The following is a 17,735-nucleotide window of genomic DNA, read 5'->3' as shown; positions in this document are numbered from 1 at the left end:
GGCAAAGAAGAGACTGCTTAGCCTGTCACCGTCCGGACCTGCATCTCCTGATCCTGTAGGGGCGCATGGCGTGCGCCCGCATTAGGGCGACCACCGGTCGCCCCTACAGGAGCCAGGGGATGAGAGCAAGAGCGGACATCCTGTGACCAGCGTGATGATCTCCACGGAAGTGGGGCATTCTTTGTAAAGTGAACAATTCCGTCTTCCCTTACAAACTGAGCTTAAGAAGGTTCATCTCCGAGGCCATATTGGTGTAGAATAAACCTCAACGCTACTATGCGTCGAATAGGCAAGCATGCGTATTGTAACGACACTCTCGGTCTTGATCTTCGTCATCCTATTTCTTGCCTTCAACAGTTCTGCGGCGCCGATCCAACGAATTCAAGGGACGATTTTAGAAGTGGGGGAGGGCTTCCTAATTCTCAGCCCCGACGACAAGTCTCCCTCGAGGAAATTCCTTTTGCGCTGGAAAGCGCACTTTGTTCCACCAAAGGTCCCTTTGAAAGGGGACCACGTTCTGATACTTTACAAGGACAAGGAAGAGGGCGCTGTCATTTACGAGGTCAATTACTTGAAAGTGGCGCCGAAACCTCTCCAGTGAATCGCAGACACCTACAACGGCGTGTGTTATAGCCTCGGGTGTCGGTCGAGGTTCGAGCGATGGATTTCTCTCTGATTTTGAAAGCAGGTTTTTTTGGTTTTGCTCTGTCCGCGGGCGTTCTGATTCTCGTCTTTTACGTGGTCGGGAGTTTTGTCCGGATCTCCCAAAAGAACTTCGTCAGAGTATTTCTTCTAGCCGCAGTCGCCTCTTTCCTGGCTGTTTATGCCTTGCTTCACTACAGGTTGTCGGGTTATCAAGCTGCCGAGGCCCAGATCTTTCTTGCGGGCTGCGTGGGTGGATGGTTGGCGGGGATTTTTTCAGGCTTGACCACACTCAAGAGGCTTCTGATCTCTCTCCGACGATAGATTTCTCAAGAGGATTCTAATGAGGAACGGAAGCTGATGATGCAAGAAAGGACGGGGAGTTAGCTGGCCAATTGTTCTAGTGGAATCCTTGACAAGCCTAAAATCTGTTCCACCAATTGCGAAACTGCAATGGCTGTTATGCCCCGTCCTTGGTTCTATTAGACACATGAGGCAACCCCAGGTTCCTGCAATTGTGGTCGGGCCGAACGATAATCGGATCGTCACGGTGGCGGGGCTTGACACGGAATCGCTTACTCACTACAACCCCTTTTGTTACCAATGCGCCCGAAGAGCGAAATGAACTCGATTGGAATATCCAAGGAGCCCGTATCCATTTTGATCCCTCGACCGCTGCAGCCGGGCGACAGGCTCGGGGTGGTGGCTGCCTCAGGGCCACCGGCCGCGGAACTGCTGAGCGACGGCTTGAAGTTCTTTGAAGAAAAGGGGTTCAGCGTTGTTAAGGGCTGCCATCTTCACGAGCGCAACGGCTATCTCGCGGGCACCGACGAGCAGCGCAGCGAGGACTTGAACTGCATGCTGAGAGACCCCGAGGTGCGAGGCATTCTTTTTGCCAGAGGCGGTTACGGTCTCATGCGCTTGCTGGACCGGCTTGACCACACCGCCGTAATGAGAGACCCGAAACCCCTCGTTGGTATGAGCGACGTGACGGCCCTTCATCTGTCGCTTTACTCACAATGCGGGCTCGTGACATTGGCCGGTCCGATGATAGCCGGACAGGTAGGTCAGGGGCTCGATCCAATCTCCGAGGAATCGCTCGTCCGAGCGTTAACCGGGCCTATTGAGGGTCATAACCTGTTCGACGGAGTGGGAGATTCGATTCGGGTACTTCGGGCCGGACAGGTGAGGGCTCCGCTAGTGGGAGGCTGCTTGTCGTTGGTCACAGCGATCGTCGGCACCCGTCATTGCCCCGACTTCCGGGGGAAGGTGCTGATTCTGGAAGATGTGAACGAGGCGGCCTATCGGGTGGATAGAATGCTCACCCAATTGAAATTAGCAGGGATTCTACAAGCTGTGGAGGGGATTATTCTGGGCTATTTTTTGGGACCCGACGGCGAGGACCTTGGGAAGGAGGTGGAGACCATTCTTTTGGAACTGATGGATGCTCACCCTGTCCCCGTGGTCTCGGGATTCCCTCATGGGCATAGGCTCCCAAACCTTACCGTTCCCATCGGACGCACGGTGGAGTTGGATACCGAAAAGACACTTCTCCGGGTCTGCGACTGAAACAGAGCGAATCGAAACTACTTGGCCTCGGGAAAGTAGAGCAAATCGAGATCAAGCTGAACAGAGGCCCATGAATGGCCCACAAAAAGCGCTTGGTCCCATCGGGATGACACGGGACGTGCCCAAATTCCCTGCCTGACAGCTTTCGCGTCGGATTCCGGGAATGTTTCCCCTTTCGCGAAAAAACGGGCTTCCCACCTGGCTCCACGCACGTTGTAGAACCTGCTTTGGATCAAACCAGATCCTCCGAGCCCGCTGTGAAAAATGGTTTAAGAATGGCTGAGGGCGGGAACAGGCCGTATTCGGAGATTATTTGGGTGATTCCTACAACAACGGTAGCCTCAGGTCACCTCGTTTGGGCTATCTTCGGTCCGTCGCGGATCCTTCAGATGCTTCCCGCGTATGCTGGCGTATATCATGAGCGGAGATGCCAGGACCAAGGAAAACAACACAAGCACGGCCACGCCTAACATCAGGGGCACTATTGCCACAAGAAAAGCGAACGTCCTCACTTTGGTCAGCCACGGATTTGAAACACCGATTTCTTTCAACGCAAATCCCTCAACGTCTGGACGCTACAAGCGAAATCTTATGGCCGCTCTTTGTCCTCACTACTCCCACCAATTGACCGTTAGCGTTTATGCTTCCCGCGAACCGATGGCCACTCGGATGTACGGCCGTGATGCTGTTTCCCTGCACGTTACCGGTGAAGTGATAAGTGTCCGTCTTGCCCGAAGGGTTATGCACATGGGCCACTCCGTTTATGGCAGGGCCGTTCTGATTAATGGTAACCTCCATGACCGTGCCCATGTGTGAGGCGTACCATCTGCCGGATGCATTGACCATGGAAAAAGCGGGAAGACTCCAGAGGATCGATAGTATACCCAAAATCAGTCCCGCTACCAAATTTCTAAACATCGAAAAGACCTCCAGCCGCCCTGAAACAAGTCTGCATGGCAACCATTCACTTACTCAGCCAGGTCCGGCAGGCCGCCCGACCTCTCCTTCTTAAACGAAGGTTGATAATTGAGTAGCTTGAGCCCACAGGATGTTCCATCATGAGTCGGATAGTCTGTCGGTTCCCGGTAGAATTCAGGGATGCTAGGGAATGTCCAACCGGATTGTCCCTGTGAACCAACGCAGGCCCTTTCGAGCCAAGCGACGTCCGGTGGTGGGATCTCCTATTACCAGGGCGCCGATGGCCCCTTCTGAGGCCCGCGCTATTATCATTCCCGTTTCAAATGTCTTGATGTCCCCGCTGCCTTCAAGGCGGATCGTGCAAGGCTCCCTGAACTCCACAACTTCAGGGTCTCTTTCTTCCACGGCAATATTTATGCTCTGAACAATGCCGAGCAGCAGGTGGCGATCAGGCTTGTGGGAACCGTCCGGGACATACGTTTGGGGGGCTTCGTCCTCGTCTACGCGGATAACCAGCTGCAATTCTTCCGCAAACACCGGAAGCGGCCCCGGGCATTCCGTCACGAGCCTCATTCTCGGAGCATCTCCGTCATGTCACATTGCCTTGCTCAACAGTGCTGCCGCGGTCCCGCACCAGCCTTTGGCGAAGCGCCTCACCCAACAAGATCGCTGCTGTTTGCGCCACATTGAGGGAGTCCACTTTGCCGCACATAGGGATGAATACTGCATTGTCGCACTTCTCGAGCACAAGGCGGCGAATGCCCTTTCCTTCCGACCCTAGAACCAGGGCGACTTGTCCTGTCAAATCAATGGAATAGCACATGTCCTTCGCCCTTGAATCCGCGGCATACACCCAGAACCCGGCTGCCTTAAGCTGATCGATGGTTCGTGCCAGATTTACAACTCTGACCACCGGAATGTGGGCCGACGCGCCGGCAGCAGCCTTCTCCGCAGCGGGAGTGATCGAGCAGGCACGGTCCTTCGTGAGAATGACCGCGGCCGCGCCGAGGCATTCCGCGCTCCGCAGTATGCTACCCAAATTGGCAGGGTCCTGGATTTCGTCAAGTATGAGGACTACGCCTGTCGCCGGAACCTTTTGCGCGAGAAGGTCCTCTATTTCGGCGTACGGGAAGGGTCCCACCCTGGCAGCCAGCCCCTGATGGTGTGGTGACCCCGCAATGGAGAGCATATCGGTGGCCGAAATTCGAACGATCGGGATACCGGTGGGTTCCAGAAGTGCGGCCAGCTCACGCTCTATAATCGGGCCTCTGGATATATAGATCTTTTCAAGGGGCCTCTTGCCGGCCTTAATGGTTTCCAGAACCGGATGCACCCCGTACAGAACAGGCGGGGCATGGGGCGGTAGCTTCTTCTTGTTCAATTCGATTTCTTGTCTACTACGACCTGTGACTTGTCGCTCTCCTCCTCGGGTGCCGGCAACCGGCTGCCGATCTTGCCGGACGCGATTTCCCTGAGCGCCATTACAACCTCACGGTTGTCGCGGTCACGGACCATCAGAGGTGCGCCTCTTTTCAGTTCTTTGGTCCTCTTGGAAGCCAGAACAACCAATGCGAAACGATTTTCAACCTGCTCCAAACAATCTTCAACTGTTACACGTGCCATTTTCCCCTGTCTTTCGTTCTATTCGATGTTTTGGGTTTGTTCTCGAATTTTTTCCAGTTCAGCCTTCATGTTCACCACATACGTGGCTATGTCGGTGGAAGCCGATTTGGAACCCACGGTGTTGACCTCTCTGAGAAGTTCTTGCAAAAGGAAATCCAACTTCCTTCCCAGTGGAGACCCTTCCTCGCCACACGCAAGAAACTGCTTCACATGGCTGTTCAGTCTGGTCAGTTCTTCGGTTACGTCCGACCTGTCAGCCATGAGAGCTACTTCTTGAATCAGTCGCTCCTCGTCAAGTTCCAGTCCACCGGTCAGATCCTGTACTCTCTTGGCCAACTTTTCCTTGGCAGACGCCGTGACCTGGTCCACCAACGGCGCGATAAGCCCGGCCATTTCTAGGATCGACGCGAGTCTCTGTGCAATATCCTTCCAGAGCGCGCGGCCTTCCGTCTTTCTCATTTCGTCGAGCGCATCCAGTGCGTCGCCCAAGCTCGCTTGTGCCAGAGGCAGCTCTCCTTCTATGCCCTGTTCTTTCTCAAGCGGCACTATCAGCTCTCGGAGGGTCAGCATGTCCGAGACTGTGATTTCACCGGCCAAACCATACCGCTCCTTGAGTTCAAGGAGGCATTTATAATATCCGTCAGCCAGTTGACTGTCCAGCATGACGTCCATGAGGCCGCCCTTTCCGCCGGTCCGCGTAACGGTCACATCTATTTTGCCCCTGGAAATCCGTTCTGAAACAATCTTCCTTATTTGCGGCTCGAAGCTTGTGTAGAGCTTGGGGACACGGACGGATATGTCGAGGAAGCGGTGATTAACAGCCCTTATTTCGGTGATTATTTCTACTTCCGTGGTCATGCTGCGACCCCGGCCGAAACCGGTCATGCTTCTCACGAAATTATTCACTTTTCCAGTTGCGCCAACTTGCATTTGTAAGTTTGCCTCAGTTCGTTGAGTACGCGGACAAGCTCGCTGTCCGCGTAGTCAGGATAGGTCCATTCAAGCGGACGGTAACTTCCGCCTTGGAAAATCAAAGTGAGGTCCCCAAAGATCCCCTGTCCCAAATAGATTCTGTGGGCGTTATCCTTTCCCGTAGCCAGAACGAAGTTGCCCAGGGACATCAACCCGGGATCCAGGTTAAATCTGCGTTTGCCTTCAACCGTATATGACTGTTCTATTTCGTTAGTCAAGCTTTTGATTCCGGCCAAATCCGCTCTATCCACCAGGTCGGCAAATGCCCAAATCCATCTGCGAATTCCGAGCCCCATCTCTTTGTCGTAATAGGACGTGAATTCGAAGTTCATTGGTCCGATCTCTTCCTCCACCGGGCCCAGCGCTTGTTCAATCGCGGGTGCGGCCATATCAACGATTCCCTTGTCCGGGGTAAGAATGCTCAAAACAAGCCTGGCCGGCTCGGGGATCTTTGGGACACTCACGGTTTGACCTTCGGGGAAATTTCCTGACAACTCGTACTAAATGGGAACGTTCAGATACAAAACAGGGCCTACCACGACCTTTAACAGCGGGATCTCGGACACCGTGCCGTTAACATGCGGACTAATTGTCGGCATCGGTCTCCGTGTCAAGATCAATTCCCTCCAGCATAGCTTTGGGAACGGATTTGGGGGAAGTCTCGAAAATTTTGGGCGCTTCCTCTCTTCGGCGCCTTATAACTTTCAGAGGCTTGGGAGGCGCGGGCTGTAATGGGGCCGCCTTGGCTCTCGGAGGTCTGATCTCCCTCTTTCGCGGGGTTGGAACAACCTTGATAATAGCTTCGGAGGGGCGTTCCACCTTCTGCACGGTTTCGGGGGAAGGCCTTGCCACGATCGCTTCAACCGGTTGTCGCTCAACAGGCGCCGCGGGCTTCAATCTCTCCAACGATACACGGGGAAGCTTTCCCGCGACTTTGACCTTTGTGCTATTCAATCGTGGGATCCTGAAAGTTGTCGCCAGTGTGCACTTCATGATAGCTTCGGTCCGGTCTTTAGTCGCGTCCCTCGGAGTAGGATCGGAAACTGACTTGGGCACGTGGCCGGCTGCATTCATTGTTTCTTCCGAACCCACGGGCTCATTCGGAACACAAAGGCAGACTCTCCGCCCGAACTTTGGTGCCACCACCCGCACATGAAGCATTTTGTCGCTGATTTTCAGCATTCCGACAAGGCTCTCGCGTGTTCCCGTTGCTATACAAATAGCGCATTTTAATATCAACTATAATAATAAAGCATATTATGGCTATTTTCAACAATAGTGTGGCAGATCTTTCAAGTATTCCCTCTAACTCGCCTTGATCGGCCCGGAAATAAAAGTTGACGAAAAGGCTTACTTACCTATCTACGCCGATGATGTTCCGTTTACAGCCTGCTTGCACGATCCGTCGGCACCGATGCCAACACCAATTCAGAAAAGACGTTGACCTAACCCGGTCTTCTATATTTTGCGAATCTTTTCTTGCTCTTCTTCAGAAGTCTTGCATTCAATGCAATGCGTTGTCACAGGTCTGGCCTCAAGCCTCTTGAAGTCGATGGGCTCCCCGCAAATCTCACAGAATCCAAAAGAACCGTCTTCGACTTTTTCCAAAGCTTTCTTGATTTTGTTAATCAGCTTCCTTTCGCGATCCCGTATCCTTAGTTCGAAATTTCTGTCCGATTCCATGGATGCTCGGTCCGTGGGGTCCGGAAAGGCGCTGGTGTTCTCGGCGTCCGTCATCTCATCGACGGTCTTGCCGGCCCCCTTGACCAGTTCATCCAGTTGTTTCTGAAGTATTCCCTGGAAATACTCCAGGTCTTCCTTTTTCAACTTCATGACAAGTCTCCTTGATCGGTTCCAGCCTCGCTGGGCACGGGCCGGTCATAAACGCAACACCTTTTCGTTAGATGCCTAAACGCTGATAAAGGTTCGCATCCTTCGGTGCATCGATCCACAGGCCGCACCTGCTGTCAACCTAACCTGTAAAGCGAATCTCTCCACGACCCAACAGGTCATGCAGGTGAACTATGCCCGTCAGTCGGTCATCCGAACTCAAGACCGCCAATGCGGTGATCAGTTTTCTCTCCATCATCTCCAATGCTTCAGCCGCGGTTCTGTCCTCGCGAATAGTGAGCGGGTTGAGAGTCATAAGGTCACGCGAGCAGGAATCGTAGATACCGTCACCTTTCTCAAGCGCCCTTCGCAGGTCGCCATCGGTTATTATTCCCATAAGGCGGTCTTCGGCGGTAACAAGGGTAAAGCCCAGGTTCTGCTTGTTGATGCTGCTTATCACCTCTTGTAAGGAGGCGTCTTCCGCGACCTCAGGAACCGCACGCCTGTCCAGCATGATGTCGCTTACCTTTAAGTTTAGCCTCTCACCGAGCGTTCCCGCGGGGTGGTGCCGCAGAAAATCCTCTTTGCGAAATCCTCGTCGGATCATCAGGGCTATCGCCAAGGCGTCTCCGATTGCCAGCGTAGCCGTTGTGCTCGCTGTAGGCGCCATGTTCAGCGGGCATGCTTCCCGCGGCACGCAGCAGTCCAATACCATATCAGCCATGCGAGCCAGGGTGGAAGAAGCACCACCCGTCATTGCCACTATAAATGCGCCTCTCTTGCGAATGGTGGCGGCAAGAGAAGTAATTTCCGTTGATTCCCCGCTGTTGGAAATCGCCAGCAACGCGTCGTCTCGACTGACGATCCCCACGTCTCCGTGCAGGCCCTCCACAGGGTGGACAAAAATTGCCGGCGAACCTGTGCTTGTCAAGGTGGCGGCTATTTTCCGGCCGATGATGCCGGACTTGCCCACTCCCGTGATGATCACCCTTCCACGGAGTGAATAGAGCATGTCCACACATTGGTCGAACCTGGAGTCCAAGCGATCCAGGACAGACCGTATTCCGTCTATCTCGATCTCAAGGACCTGCCGGGCAATGTCCACGGCTCGGCCGGATAGGTTACAGATGTTGGGCGATTGCATCGGACACCATATCAACCACAAGGTTCACAGTGCTTTGCTCAGGTCCTTCCGCCATTACCCGGCACAGAAGCTGAGTGCCGGAATAACGAACCAGAAGCCGACCCGAATCTCCCAGCTTCCCCTGGGCTTCCTGCATAACTTTCTGCAATTCAGGTATGTCGTCGAGGTTTTTCCTGGCGCTCACCTCTACATTTCTCAGTACCTGCGGGTACTTTGTTACACGAGCTGCCAGTTCCGACAAGGGCTTCCCGGTCTCGCTCATCACCCTCATTACCTGCAGGGCCGAGAGGATGCCGTCACCAGACGTATTGTAATCGAGGAAAATGAGATGGCCGGATTGCTCGCCCCCAAAGTTGAATCCGTCGCTCCTCATTCTTTCCACAACATATCTATCGCCGACAGGGGTGCGAACGAGCGAGCCGCCCATCTCTTTCATGGCAATTTCCAAGCCCATATTGCTCATGACCGTGGCTACAAGGGTGTTTTTGTTGAGGCCGGCCCGGCGTATGAGGTCCCATGCCAGCAGGCCCATTATCTTGTCACCATCAACCACGTTCCCTTTTTCGTCGGCAAATATCACGCGATCGGCATCGCCGTCCAGCGCAACCCCCAGGTGAGCCCCTGTGCGGCGCACCTCGCTACAGATCACCTCCGGGTGAAGAGAGCCCGAGTCCAGGTTGATGTTGTGCCCGTCAGGATGTACCCCCACCGCGGTGACGCCCGCGCCTAATTCCTCGAAGACAAGGGGCGCCGCTCGATAAGCCGCGCCGTTCGCGCAATCCAGTACCATATTTATTCCGTCAAGCGTCATGTGCCTCGGAAAAGTGTTCTTAACAAAGACCACATAGCGCCCAAGGGCATCATCAATGCGCACAGCCTTGCCAATGTTTTCCGCAGTCGGTCTGATCTCATCTATGTTATTGGAAAAGATCAGCCTCTCTATCTCTTCCTCAAGCTCGTCGGAGAGCTTGAACCCATCTCGGGAAAAGAACTTGATGCCGTTGTCCTGGAAGGGGTTGTGCGACGCGGAAATGACAGCACCCGCGTCACATCTCATGTTCGTGGTGAGAAAGGCTATTCCGGGAGTCGGCATAGGCCCCACCAGAAGGACATCCACTCCCATGGAGCAAATACCTGCGCTAAGTGCGGTCTCCAGCATGTAGCACGACACGCGGGTGTCTTTTCCCACTAGGATCTTCGGCTTCTTTCCGGCCCCCAACTTCGCAACATGAGCAATTGCCCGGCCCAATTTCAGAGCGGTCTCCGCTGTCATGGGCTCTTTGTTGGCTACCCCTCTCACGCCGTCTGTGCCGAAAAGTCTTTTTGCCATGTATTCCTTACCTGAACTCCCAAACGCCCGGGTTGACAGCAGGCGGCAAAGGTGCAGAGGTTTTACCTATATTATCGAGGGGTTCTCGGACGGACAAACGGTCTCGTGAGATTCGACTTACAAGGAAAACGGCTTCTGTGGTATTGCACATCCGCGTTGCTCCCGAAAAATCAGACAATCTATAAATATAGCATTGGTGATTCCCGGCCACAACTTTTTTTTCAGCAGGTTGGCGTAACCATTCAGTTACCAACGGATTCACCCCGTGTAACGCAATACTTACCCGGTTCGTTTGCAAGCTCTTCCCAAAACGGCCCCAATCTGAGATATAAACAAATTGCTTCAGAATAAGGTTCGGGGTGCCTGCACCATGTGGCCCGGGCCTTCTGGGGACGGGGAGACAGGCGAAACAGCTAAAGGCTTGGACCAATTCATGATTGACCTTCATGTTCATACCAGTATGTCGGACGGGACCTTTTCTCCCGAGGAAGTCGTTCAGATCGCTATGGAAAAGGGACTGCGCGCCATCGCGATAACCGACCACGACACAACGGCAGGGGTCCGCCGGGGTCAAAGGAAAGGCGCCGAGATAGGGGTAGAAGTCATATCAGGGGTCGAGATCAGCACGGAATGGCCAAACGGGATATTGCACCTGCTCGGATATTTCGTTTGCCCGGAAGACCGCGATCTGTTGCAGGCTCTCGATTCCCTGAAAAAGGATAGGCAAGAGCGAATTCTGAAGATCGTATCCCGACTCAATGGCCAGAACGTTTCCGTCACCGTAGAAGAGGTAGCTCAGGAAGCGGTGGGTGGAGTCCCGGGCCGGCCCCATGTAGCGAACTTGATAGTGAAGAAAGGCCATGTCGCAACACTTCAAGAGGCTTTTGACCGATATTTGGGAAAAGGCGCTCCCGCGTATGTCGAGAAGAAGAAGCTCTCGCCGCTTGAAGCTATGCAACTGATCGCCAATGCGGGTGGAGTTCCGGTCTTGGCCCATCCTTATTCTCTGGAAGAACCTGACGCAGACGAACTGGAAAAGATCGTCCGGCGATTAATGCGCAACGGGCTCAAGGGCATCGAAGTCTATTACCCCAAACACACTCCTGAACAGACGGATGTCTTCCTAGATCTTTGCAGAAAGCTGGACCTTGCCGCAACCGGCGGAACTGATTTTCACGGCGCGGTAAAACCGGATGTTGAGCTGGGCACGTTTCCCGGAGGAAAGACTCTGCCGTGCTCCATGTTGGAGGAATTGAAGAAGAAAGAGCAAACAGGCCGGGATGCGTATGACTGTGCAGCCTCTTTGCACAAATGAGGCTTCCTGATATTTTTCGCTGCCGCCCAATCGCCGTGCGGAACATAAAATGAGTGCTTTCACGAAAGTTGTAGTACTGGGGCTCGACGGGGTCCCTTATTCCTTGCTGACCGAGCTTTTCCGGAATGGCGTGATGCCTAATCTGGCTGCAATGGCGGGGGAGGGTGCTTTTGCTAGGATGGACACAACGCTGCCCGCGGTTTCTTCGGTGGCGTGGGCATCGTTCATGACCGGTAAGAATCCGGGCCGTCACGGCATATTCGGCTTTACCGACGTGGCGGAAGACGAGATCTCGCTGAAACTGCCTTCTTTTGATGACATTCGACAGCCAGCGATTTGGAATATGATCCCCGGGAAATCGACCGTCGTGGTAAACCTGCCTTTCACGTATCCTGCCCGTCGACTCGACGGGACGCTGATTTCCGGATTTGTGGCTCCCATTTTCGAGCGGGCTGTTTATCCTCAGTCATTGATCCCTTGGTTGCGATCCCTGGACTACAGAATAGACGTGGACGCTGTCAAAGGTAGGCAAGACCGAGGATTTCTCATACATGATCTTTTCAAGACCTTGGACATTCGGGAAAAGGTCATGCTTTCTCTTATGGATGAAACTCCTTGGGACCTGTTTATCGGGGTGATTACAGGCACTGACAGACTGCACCATTTTTTCTTCGATGCAAAAGACGATCCGACCCACCCTTTTTATTCGGACTTCATGGACTACTACCGGCGGATTGACTTATTCTTCGGCAGGTTCCAGGACCGCGTGACGAATCAGACTAAACTGATATTGCTTTCAGATCACGGCTTTACCAGGTTGAAGAAACAGGTCTACTTGAATCCGATTCTGTGTTCTTTGGGTTACTTGTCGTTTACCAGGCCCGAGCCGCAATCGTTGAATGACATTCACCCTGACTCCCAGGCGTTCGCTATGGATCCCACCCGGATATATCTCAACACCAGGGAGAGATTCCGTCGCGGGATTTTGAGCCCTGTTGAAGCTGCTGAGGTCAGGGCAAAGCTGAAACACGAGCTGGAAGGATTGCGGCTGCGCGATGTAGGTATCATTGAAGCCGGCCCCGGTGAAACGCGTGATGATTACCTGTTTGCAGAGGTGAAAGCGAAAGAGGAGATATATGAGGGGGACCTCTTGTCCCTGGCCCCGGATCTCGTGATCATCCCCAGTGCCGGATACGATCCCAAGGCTGCGATCAACGCGGCCGCGCCTGTCATGACCGACATTTTCACCGGAATGCACACGCATGACGACGCTTTCCTTATCATACGGGACACCCGGCAGTCAGAAGTGCCTGCAAATCCTTGCATTACGGACGTGGCCGGGAAAATACTGAATGCTCTAGCTTAATGCAGCCTGCATTTGGAACCGAAATGCTGAACGTCGTCCTTGTACACCCGGAAATTCCTCCCAACACCGGCAACGTGGGAAGATTGTGTTGCGCTGTGGGTGCCACTCTCCACCTGATTAAGCCTCTCGGCTTCCATCTTGACGATCGATCTCTAAAGCGCGCAGGTCTGGATTACTGGAAAAAAGTTGATCTGGTCGTGTGGGAGGACTTGAAAACCTATCTTGCTTCGGTGTCGCCGGAAAAGCTGGTCCTCACGAGCAGCAAGCGGGGCGACATTTATCATCGCGTTCAATATCGGCCGGACGATCATATCCTTTTCGGTCCCGAAACCTCGGGGCTGGCCCCGCGCCTTTTTCAACGCTTCCCTCAGCGAATCGCCCGTGTTCCAATAAGGTTTGACAAGGTGAGAAGCCTGAATCTGTCCACAGCGGTGGGAATAGTCGTGTACGAGGCCCTGAGGCAAACCGGTGGGCTACCGGACTGAAAGCGGTCTGCCATTTTGACCGTTACTCGGCACAAACCGAACAGGGGGCCTGCTATCCGCGTCTGACTTGATCCTGTTCAGCAAAGAATTGTTTATGGGTTAATCGCGTGGAGATTTCTGGACCAACTGGGCAACTTTATTCACGAGGTCGGCCATATCGCCCGACTTGACCACGTAAGCGTCGGCTGCCTGCGTTGAAGGGTCATCTTGCAGGTAAGGGTAAGCGGTGCTGATAACAATGGGGATTCTCAATTTGAGCCTCTTGAATCGATCGAGAAAACCTCGTCCCCCCATGCCCGGCATCTTGAGGTCTAGTATGATGATATCCGGACGGCTGCCTTTAAGGATGCGTAAGGCCTCTTCACCTGTGGACGCCCCAACGACCCGATACCCCAGTTCTTCAAACACTTCCCTGTAAAGCAACCGCACGGAATGCTCGTCTTCCACATGAAGAATTACAGCCATGTTACCCTCGGCCGGATTCTAACATTTGGAGGAAGCAGACGCAAACCGGATCTCGACGGACCGGCAAGCGAAGAGATTTGATTATTCCGCCATTGTTGCAGGTGCGCACAATTTCCAGGGTCAACGGGGCGCATAGGGTCTGTCGAAGACGAATCGGCTAGTGCTGTTCCACCGCCATTGATAGTGGGCTAGGTGCGGCCCCCGGCGAGTGGTCCGGCTGGGATTTGGACAATGCCTTCAATTTGGTTTCGAGCTGGACCACCTCAGGGTCGTCCTGAGCCAACAGCGTCCACGAGTCAAAGACCACTTCATCGCGTTCACCATCTTTGAACAAAATGCTGATTTTCTTGATGTCCCCTGTCAGCCCGAATGAGAGAAGAACGCTTTTAATTCGCTCGAACTGGTTGTCGTTGCCTGGCTGGAGTTCCGCGATCAGGCCATCGGGCTGTTCTATCCTTCTGATCTCAGAAAACGCGCGAAGCCCGCCGTTTTCCATCTTCTTGATCAGCAGCATAAAAGGGTCTGAGAACCGGGCCAAATCGCGCTCGCCCTGCACGTGGTAGACCTCGCGATCTTTCTGGTCGTGCATCAAGCTGATCATGGTCCCGTCGGAGAGTATCTCCACATTGGCATCTCCGGTCATCGTCAGCAAGAAGCGGTCGGGCTTCTGGAAAACCAACCGGCACTTGACCGTGACATCCCTGTTGAACACCGACGTCAGGCGCGTTTTTGTGAAATCCGCCCGGAACTGTTTGACCAGATAAGCTTTTTTCTCCGCATCCCGTATCAGGTCCTCCAACTGGAGCCCGTTGACGGGGACCTTGGCCGCGCACGCCCCAAGCATGACGACAGCGGAGACACCCAGGACAAGTCTCTTACTAATTTCAACGACAGACGTGAACATCCGACCTAACCCCACAAGTACAATTCTCGAACACTCAAGCAATTAGTCGGTCCGGATCAATTCCAGAAGTCTTATCACGAACAATTGAAGCCACGCAAGTCCTGCACAGAGAGCCCTTCCAACTCCTCACCGCTGTTCCACGTCCCTCTTGGACCTGCATTTCATTCCTTTTCAGACTCACAAATCTTAAGGAATATTTCATTATCACAATTCTAATCATGGGGCAACTTTTATGCAACCCCAGAGGGTTACCCTTCAATTTCCAGCGGCAAAGACTGTCATTGCAAGCGCAGCAAAGCAATCTCGGCGCTCAAAGGCAGAGATTGCTTTGGGCTACGCCCTTGCAATGAAAAGTTCATGGCATCTCGTAACCTCAACCGGGCCAAGGCGTCGCCCATTGGGGAATTGCCCTGCTCCCGTAACCGAAGCGATGTCGGCTGCAACGGTTGGAGCTGTGACTATCCTGATTCCGGCGAGACATTGCTGATTTGTTCGGCTTCCCGGTATAATTGTCATCATGCTTCTGTACATGAAATCGCAACGAGAGAACAACAAGAGCAAGAAATCCTACCAATGTTCCAGGTGCGGAGCCCGGATTGCTGGAGAGGACGCGATCATTACCAGGAACGGCTCTGATCGGCATTCGTTCGTGAACCCGGCAGGAGTTCGCTGCAACTTTATAACGTTCGGCCATTGCGAAAACGTTATGGTGGACGAGAAGCTCTACATGGAGAACTCGTGGTTCCCCGGCTATGGTTGGCACTTCCTTCTCTGCCGCAGATGTTCTCAGCATTTAGGGTGGAAATACGATGCGGCTCGCGCGGAAGTGAGTCCGCAGGTCTTCTTCGGGGTCCTGATCGATTCGGTGGAACCCGTGGAACAGCAGGATTGATGCTATAGCGACGTGCAATGGACTTTGTGGAACAAGTCGGAGGGCACGGCATGCCATGCCCCTACGCCAAGACGAGGCGCTGAACTCAGTTGTAGGGGCACGGCATGCCGTGCCCGAAAAACCATGGCTTCAGGCTACCGCAAATCCCCCCGCTTGGATCTATAACCCGGCGGGCTGTCCTGTCTCGCATGCGCAAACTGAAAACACGGCGCTGCTGTTAGGGCCGGCGTCTATCGGCCGCAGACCGGGGAGTCATTGTCGCCACCTAAATTGACCCAGAGCTGAATCGCGTCCGTTACAAAAGCGGTTAATGGGATTTCGCGATTGACGCCAAGGGCAGTATCGTGATTATCTCTCACAATGGCGTACGTTGTTGTATTTCCGGACCATGATTCTTTTGAGCGCGGACATCAGTGCCTGGCATCAAGCCCTGTCTACTTGAAAACCCTTCAGCCGCCGGTTTTCTGTACCGGGCTGGTAGCTCCTACCATACTCGTGACAGGGATAACCGCTTTCATATTAGAGGAACTCAAGTCGCGAGGAGTCTCTGTGAGCGGCATGGTTCCGTATGCTCCCTTCAAGAAAACGATCCCCAAAGCCGACCCGCCAAGCCCGCTATGGTGCGAAGCCGTCGGGGATCTCAGCATTCGCGTAATCGAGGCCAGCGTCAGCGACTCGGTAAGACTCAGAGCGGAGGTGGAGACCGAGAACGACCTGGGACCATTGATACCGCTCGTCGCTTGCCTTATTCGAGGTGGTTCCTACAGGCCCGATCTGCCGGCCCTCACTTTTGAAGAGGAACACAGGCTTTTGGCGATCGCGCGGGATCGTATTGTTTTTTCCAGATCTGATGATCTCCTGGACTTTTGGACAATGCTTCGTTCGATGATTGACCTGATTGTCGCGGCATGGGAACGTCGGTCGATATTGGAGCCGGAGCGGCAACCGAGACAGGGAGTCGGAGCCATTGAAGTATTCAAGCGCCTCCCCGGCACAAATTGCGGTGAATGTGGAAGCGCCAATTGCATGGAATTCGCGACCCGTTTATTCATGGGACGCTGCCAAATTGAAAAGTGCCCAACTATTTTCGAACCGAAATGGACCCGAAATTTCGAGTCCCTCCAGTGGCTTATATCAGCTATCGGAGTTTCGGGCTTGCCACAAGGTTGCTCGGGAACGAATTCGACTTCACAAAGAATTGCCGGTTCATAGTTCGCATCAATGCGTTTCACCATAAGCTTTTAGCACAGACGGATCGGGAGCGCGAACGTGGCAGGCTGCTCCATGGCCATCCGTAACGTCCTTCAGGCGCGGAACTATCTCCGAGCAAATCGGAATCCTCAGCCAACAACGCGGATGGAAACGGCACCCTGGCGGAGGAACGATCGGACTGGGAACGTCCCCTTCCAGAATTATCCGCCTACGCTTCATCAAAGGGTCCGGAATGGGAACAGCGCTCAACAGGGCCTCGGTATAGGGGTGCAACGTGTAGTTGTACACCTTTTCTTTCGGGCCTATTTCCACAATTTTTCCCAAGTACATGACCGCAACCCTGTCCGAGATGTGTTCCACTACGGACAAATCGTGCGAGACAAATAGATACGTCAGTCCGTATTTCTCCTGCAAATCCTCCATGAGATTCAGCACCTGCGATCGGATCGAAACATCCAGAGCGGAAACAGGCTCATCTGCCACTATTAGACTTGGATTCAATGCCAAAGCTCTGGCGATCCCTATCCTTTGCCTCTGGCCTCCGGAAAACTCGTGCGGGTACCTGTCGCCATATTCGGGCCGAAGACCAACCTCCTCCATGAGGGCCGCTACCCGTACCCGCCGTTCAGCGCGGGTCCCAATTCGGTGAATGGTCAAAGGTTCCATGATGATGCTTCTTACTGTCTGGCGGGGATTCAGCGAACTGTACGGGTCCTGAAAGATGATCTGCATACTGCGCCGCACTTGTTTCATTTCGCGGGAACCAAGGTGACTGATGTCCTTTCCTTGGAAAAAGATATGGCCCGAGGTGGGGCGCTCCAATCCCAAAATCAGTCTGCCCAGAGTGGTCTTACCGCACCCCGATTCTCCCACCAGGCCCAGTGTTTCGCCCCGAACTATGGTCAGATCGACCCCGTCCACCGCGTGCACGTAGGACTCTGTGTTCTGAAAGAAGCCTTCGCTCACGGGGAAGTGCTTTACCAAGTGCTCGACACGAACCAGCTCCTGCTCGTAAGATGGTTCCAAGGGGACTGCAGCCGAATCTGACTTCAAATGAAAGCTCCTTAT

General features: G+C 53.8%; 23 protein-coding genes. 8 read left to right on the top strand and 15 right to left on the bottom strand.

Annotation, left to right across the window (positions count from 1 at the left end; genetic code table 11):
* Positions 1-295: 295 nt before the first annotated feature.
* From HY913_13805 to HY913_13795, 3 genes are all read left to right on the top strand, one after another.
* Complete coding sequence (locus HY913_13805) at positions 296-601, top strand: hypothetical protein (protein ID MBI4964347.1); 306 nt, start codon at positions 296-298, stop codon at positions 599-601.
* Between the two features lie 59 nt (positions 602-660).
* Positions 661-966, top strand: coding sequence for a hypothetical protein (locus tag HY913_13800; GenBank protein ID MBI4964346.1), 306 nt, complete (start codon positions 661-663; stop codon positions 964-966).
* Positions 967-1,263: 297 nt separating this feature from the next.
* Positions 1,264-2,211, top strand: coding sequence for an LD-carboxypeptidase (locus tag HY913_13795; GenBank protein MBI4964345.1), 948 nt, complete (start codon positions 1,264-1,266; stop codon positions 2,209-2,211).
* Positions 2,212-2,228: 17 nt separating this feature from the next.
* Here the strand turns inward: HY913_13795 and HY913_13790 are convergent, their stop codons facing one another.
* From HY913_13790 to HY913_13735, 12 genes are all read right to left on the bottom strand, one after another.
* Complete coding sequence (locus tag HY913_13790; GenBank protein ID MBI4964344.1) at positions 2,229-2,447, bottom strand: hypothetical protein; 219 nt, start codon at positions 2,445-2,447, stop codon at positions 2,229-2,231.
* Positions 2,448-2,552: 105 nt separating this feature from the next.
* Positions 2,553-2,762 carry a hypothetical protein gene (locus HY913_13785; protein MBI4964343.1) on the bottom strand — a complete coding sequence of 70 codons (210 nt, stop codon included), beginning with the start codon at positions 2,760-2,762 and terminating at the stop codon, positions 2,553-2,555.
* Positions 2,763-2,772: 10 nt separating this feature from the next.
* Entirely contained in the window at positions 2,773-3,129 is a 357-nt protein-coding gene (locus HY913_13780; protein MBI4964342.1) for a hypothetical protein, read from the bottom strand.
* Between the two features lie 183 nt (positions 3,130-3,312).
* On the bottom strand, positions 3,313-3,702 hold the full coding sequence (locus HY913_13775; GenBank protein ID MBI4964341.1) for a hypothetical protein: 390 nt from the start codon (positions 3,700-3,702) through the stop codon (positions 3,313-3,315).
* A 16-nt stretch (positions 3,703-3,718) separates the two neighbouring features.
* Positions 3,719-4,510 (bottom strand): 23S rRNA (guanosine(2251)-2'-O)-methyltransferase RlmB, encoded by a 792-nt coding sequence (gene rlmB / locus HY913_13770; GenBank protein ID MBI4964340.1) that lies wholly within the window; start codon positions 4,508-4,510, stop codon positions 3,719-3,721.
* On the bottom strand, positions 4,507-4,752 hold the full coding sequence (locus HY913_13765; GenBank protein ID MBI4964339.1) for a DNA-directed RNA polymerase subunit omega: 246 nt from the start codon (positions 4,750-4,752) through the stop codon (positions 4,507-4,509). The genes rlmB and HY913_13765 overlap by 4 nt, the downstream gene beginning before the upstream one ends.
* Positions 4,753-4,770: 18 nt before the next feature.
* The gene (locus tag HY913_13760; protein ID MBI4964338.1) at positions 4,771-5,610 is read right to left on the bottom strand and encodes a YicC family protein; all 840 of its coding nucleotides are present in this window, start codon (positions 5,608-5,610) and stop codon (positions 4,771-4,773) included.
* Between the two features lie 44 nt (positions 5,611-5,654).
* Positions 5,655-6,188, bottom strand: coding sequence for a DUF4416 family protein (locus HY913_13755; protein ID MBI4964337.1), 534 nt, complete (start codon positions 6,186-6,188; stop codon positions 5,655-5,657).
* 121 nt (positions 6,189-6,309) lie between these two features.
* The gene (locus HY913_13750) at positions 6,310-6,798 is read right to left on the bottom strand and encodes a hypothetical protein (protein ID MBI4964336.1); all 489 of its coding nucleotides are present in this window, start codon (positions 6,796-6,798) and stop codon (positions 6,310-6,312) included.
* A 384-nt stretch (positions 6,799-7,182) separates the two neighbouring features.
* Positions 7,183-7,557 (bottom strand): RNA polymerase-binding protein DksA, encoded by a 375-nt coding sequence (gene dksA / locus HY913_13745; protein ID MBI4964335.1) that lies wholly within the window; start codon positions 7,555-7,557, stop codon positions 7,183-7,185.
* Positions 7,558-7,696: 139 nt separating this feature from the next.
* Positions 7,697-8,698, bottom strand: a complete 1,002-nt coding sequence (locus HY913_13740) for a KpsF/GutQ family sugar-phosphate isomerase (GenBank protein MBI4964334.1) — start codon at positions 8,696-8,698, stop codon at positions 7,697-7,699.
* Positions 8,676-10,028, bottom strand: coding sequence for a phosphoglucosamine mutase (locus tag HY913_13735; GenBank protein ID MBI4964333.1), 1,353 nt, complete (start codon positions 10,026-10,028; stop codon positions 8,676-8,678). The genes HY913_13740 and HY913_13735 overlap by 23 nt, the downstream gene beginning before the upstream one ends.
* A gap of 433 nt (positions 10,029-10,461) precedes the next feature.
* Between HY913_13735 and HY913_13730 the strand changes: the two genes are divergently transcribed.
* From HY913_13730 to HY913_13720, 3 genes are read left to right on the top strand one after another with little or no spacing between them, the layout of a single operon-like run.
* Positions 10,462-11,343 carry a PHP domain-containing protein gene (locus HY913_13730; protein MBI4964332.1) on the top strand — a complete coding sequence of 294 codons (882 nt, stop codon included), beginning with the start codon at positions 10,462-10,464 and terminating at the stop codon, positions 11,341-11,343.
* Positions 11,344-11,392: 49 nt separating this feature from the next.
* Positions 11,393-12,709: an alkaline phosphatase family protein gene (locus HY913_13725; protein MBI4964331.1), complete on the top strand. Its 1,317-nt coding sequence runs from the start codon at positions 11,393-11,395 to the stop codon at positions 12,707-12,709.
* Positions 12,710-12,735: 26 nt separating this feature from the next.
* Positions 12,736-13,194, top strand: coding sequence for a tRNA (cytidine(34)-2'-O)-methyltransferase (locus HY913_13720; protein MBI4964330.1), 459 nt, complete (start codon positions 12,736-12,738; stop codon positions 13,192-13,194).
* A 99-nt stretch (positions 13,195-13,293) separates the two neighbouring features.
* Here HY913_13720 and HY913_13715 read toward each other — a convergent pair whose 3' ends face one another.
* Positions 13,294-13,659 carry a response regulator gene (locus HY913_13715; GenBank protein ID MBI4964329.1) on the bottom strand — a complete coding sequence of 122 codons (366 nt, stop codon included), beginning with the start codon at positions 13,657-13,659 and terminating at the stop codon, positions 13,294-13,296.
* Positions 13,660-13,816: 157 nt separating this feature from the next.
* On the bottom strand, positions 13,817-14,563 hold the full coding sequence (locus tag HY913_13710; protein MBI4964328.1) for an outer membrane lipoprotein carrier protein LolA: 747 nt from the start codon (positions 14,561-14,563) through the stop codon (positions 13,817-13,819).
* 529 nt (positions 14,564-15,092) lie between these two features.
* On the opposite strand from HY913_13710, the gene HY913_13705 reads away from it, so the two are divergent.
* Together HY913_13705 and HY913_13700 are read left to right on the top strand one after the other, a co-directional pair.
* Entirely contained in the window at positions 15,093-15,455 is a 363-nt protein-coding gene (locus tag HY913_13705; GenBank protein MBI4964327.1) for a hypothetical protein, read from the top strand.
* A 360-nt stretch (positions 15,456-15,815) separates the two neighbouring features.
* Positions 15,816-16,667: a hypothetical protein gene (locus HY913_13700; protein MBI4964326.1), complete on the top strand. Its 852-nt coding sequence runs from the start codon at positions 15,816-15,818 to the stop codon at positions 16,665-16,667.
* A gap of 6 nt (positions 16,668-16,673) precedes the next feature.
* Here HY913_13700 and HY913_13695 read toward each other — a convergent pair whose 3' ends face one another.
* Positions 16,674-17,693, bottom strand: a complete 1,020-nt coding sequence (locus tag HY913_13695; GenBank protein ID MBI4964325.1) for a dipeptide ABC transporter ATP-binding protein — start codon at positions 17,691-17,693, stop codon at positions 16,674-16,676.
* Positions 17,694-17,735: the final 42 nt, after the last annotated feature.

The sequence above is a fragment of the Desulfomonile tiedjei genome (genome assembly GCA_016212925.1).
GTDB lineage: Bacteria > Desulfobacterota > Desulfomonilia > Desulfomonilales > Desulfomonilaceae > JACRDF01.
The sequence above is the reverse complement of the archived record's forward strand: the minus strand, read 5'-3'. Positions and strand labels throughout refer to the sequence as shown.

Bases quoted from the DNA above. Each gene is read 5' to 3' on its own strand.
- dksA (MBI4964335.1), bottom strand. From the start codon at position 7,557: ATGAAGTTGAAAAAGGAAGACCTGGAGTATTTCCAGGGAATACTTCAG.
- HY913_13800 (MBI4964346.1), top strand. From the start codon at position 661: ATGGATTTCTCTCTGATTTTGAAAGCAGGTTTTTTTGGTTTTGCTCTG.
- HY913_13735 (MBI4964333.1), bottom strand. From the start codon at position 10,028: ATGGCAAAAAGACTTTTCGGCACAGACGGCGTGAGAGGGGTAGCCAAC.
- HY913_13715 (MBI4964329.1), bottom strand. From the start codon at position 13,659: ATGGCTGTAATTCTTCATGTGGAAGACGAGCATTCCGTGCGGTTGCTT.
- HY913_13760 (MBI4964338.1), bottom strand. From the start codon at position 5,610: ATGACCACGGAAGTAGAAATAATCACCGAAATAAGGGCTGTTAATCAC.
- HY913_13780 (MBI4964342.1), bottom strand. From the start codon at position 3,129: ATGTTTAGAAATTTGGTAGCGGGACTGATTTTGGGTATACTATCGATC.
- HY913_13705 (MBI4964327.1), top strand. From the start codon at position 15,093: ATGAAATCGCAACGAGAGAACAACAAGAGCAAGAAATCCTACCAATGT.
- HY913_13765 (MBI4964339.1), bottom strand. From the start codon at position 4,752: ATGGCACGTGTAACAGTTGAAGATTGTTTGGAGCAGGTTGAAAATCGT.
- HY913_13700 (MBI4964326.1), top strand. From the start codon at position 15,816: ATGGCGTACGTTGTTGTATTTCCGGACCATGATTCTTTTGAGCGCGGA.
- HY913_13730 (MBI4964332.1), top strand. From the start codon at position 10,462: ATGATTGACCTTCATGTTCATACCAGTATGTCGGACGGGACCTTTTCT.
- HY913_13725 (MBI4964331.1), top strand. From the start codon at position 11,393: ATGAGTGCTTTCACGAAAGTTGTAGTACTGGGGCTCGACGGGGTCCCT.
- HY913_13740 (MBI4964334.1), bottom strand. From the start codon at position 8,698: ATGCAATCGCCCAACATCTGTAACCTATCCGGCCGAGCCGTGGACATT.
- HY913_13775 (MBI4964341.1), bottom strand. From the start codon at position 3,702: ATGAGGCTCGTGACGGAATGCCCGGGGCCGCTTCCGGTGTTTGCGGAA.
- HY913_13795 (MBI4964345.1), top strand. From the start codon at position 1,264: ATGAACTCGATTGGAATATCCAAGGAGCCCGTATCCATTTTGATCCCT.
- HY913_13710 (MBI4964328.1), bottom strand. From the start codon at position 14,563: ATGTTCACGTCTGTCGTTGAAATTAGTAAGAGACTTGTCCTGGGTGTC.
- HY913_13805 (MBI4964347.1), top strand. From the start codon at position 296: ATGCGTATTGTAACGACACTCTCGGTCTTGATCTTCGTCATCCTATTT.
- HY913_13750 (MBI4964336.1), bottom strand. From the start codon at position 6,798: ATGAATGCAGCCGGCCACGTGCCCAAGTCAGTTTCCGATCCTACTCCG.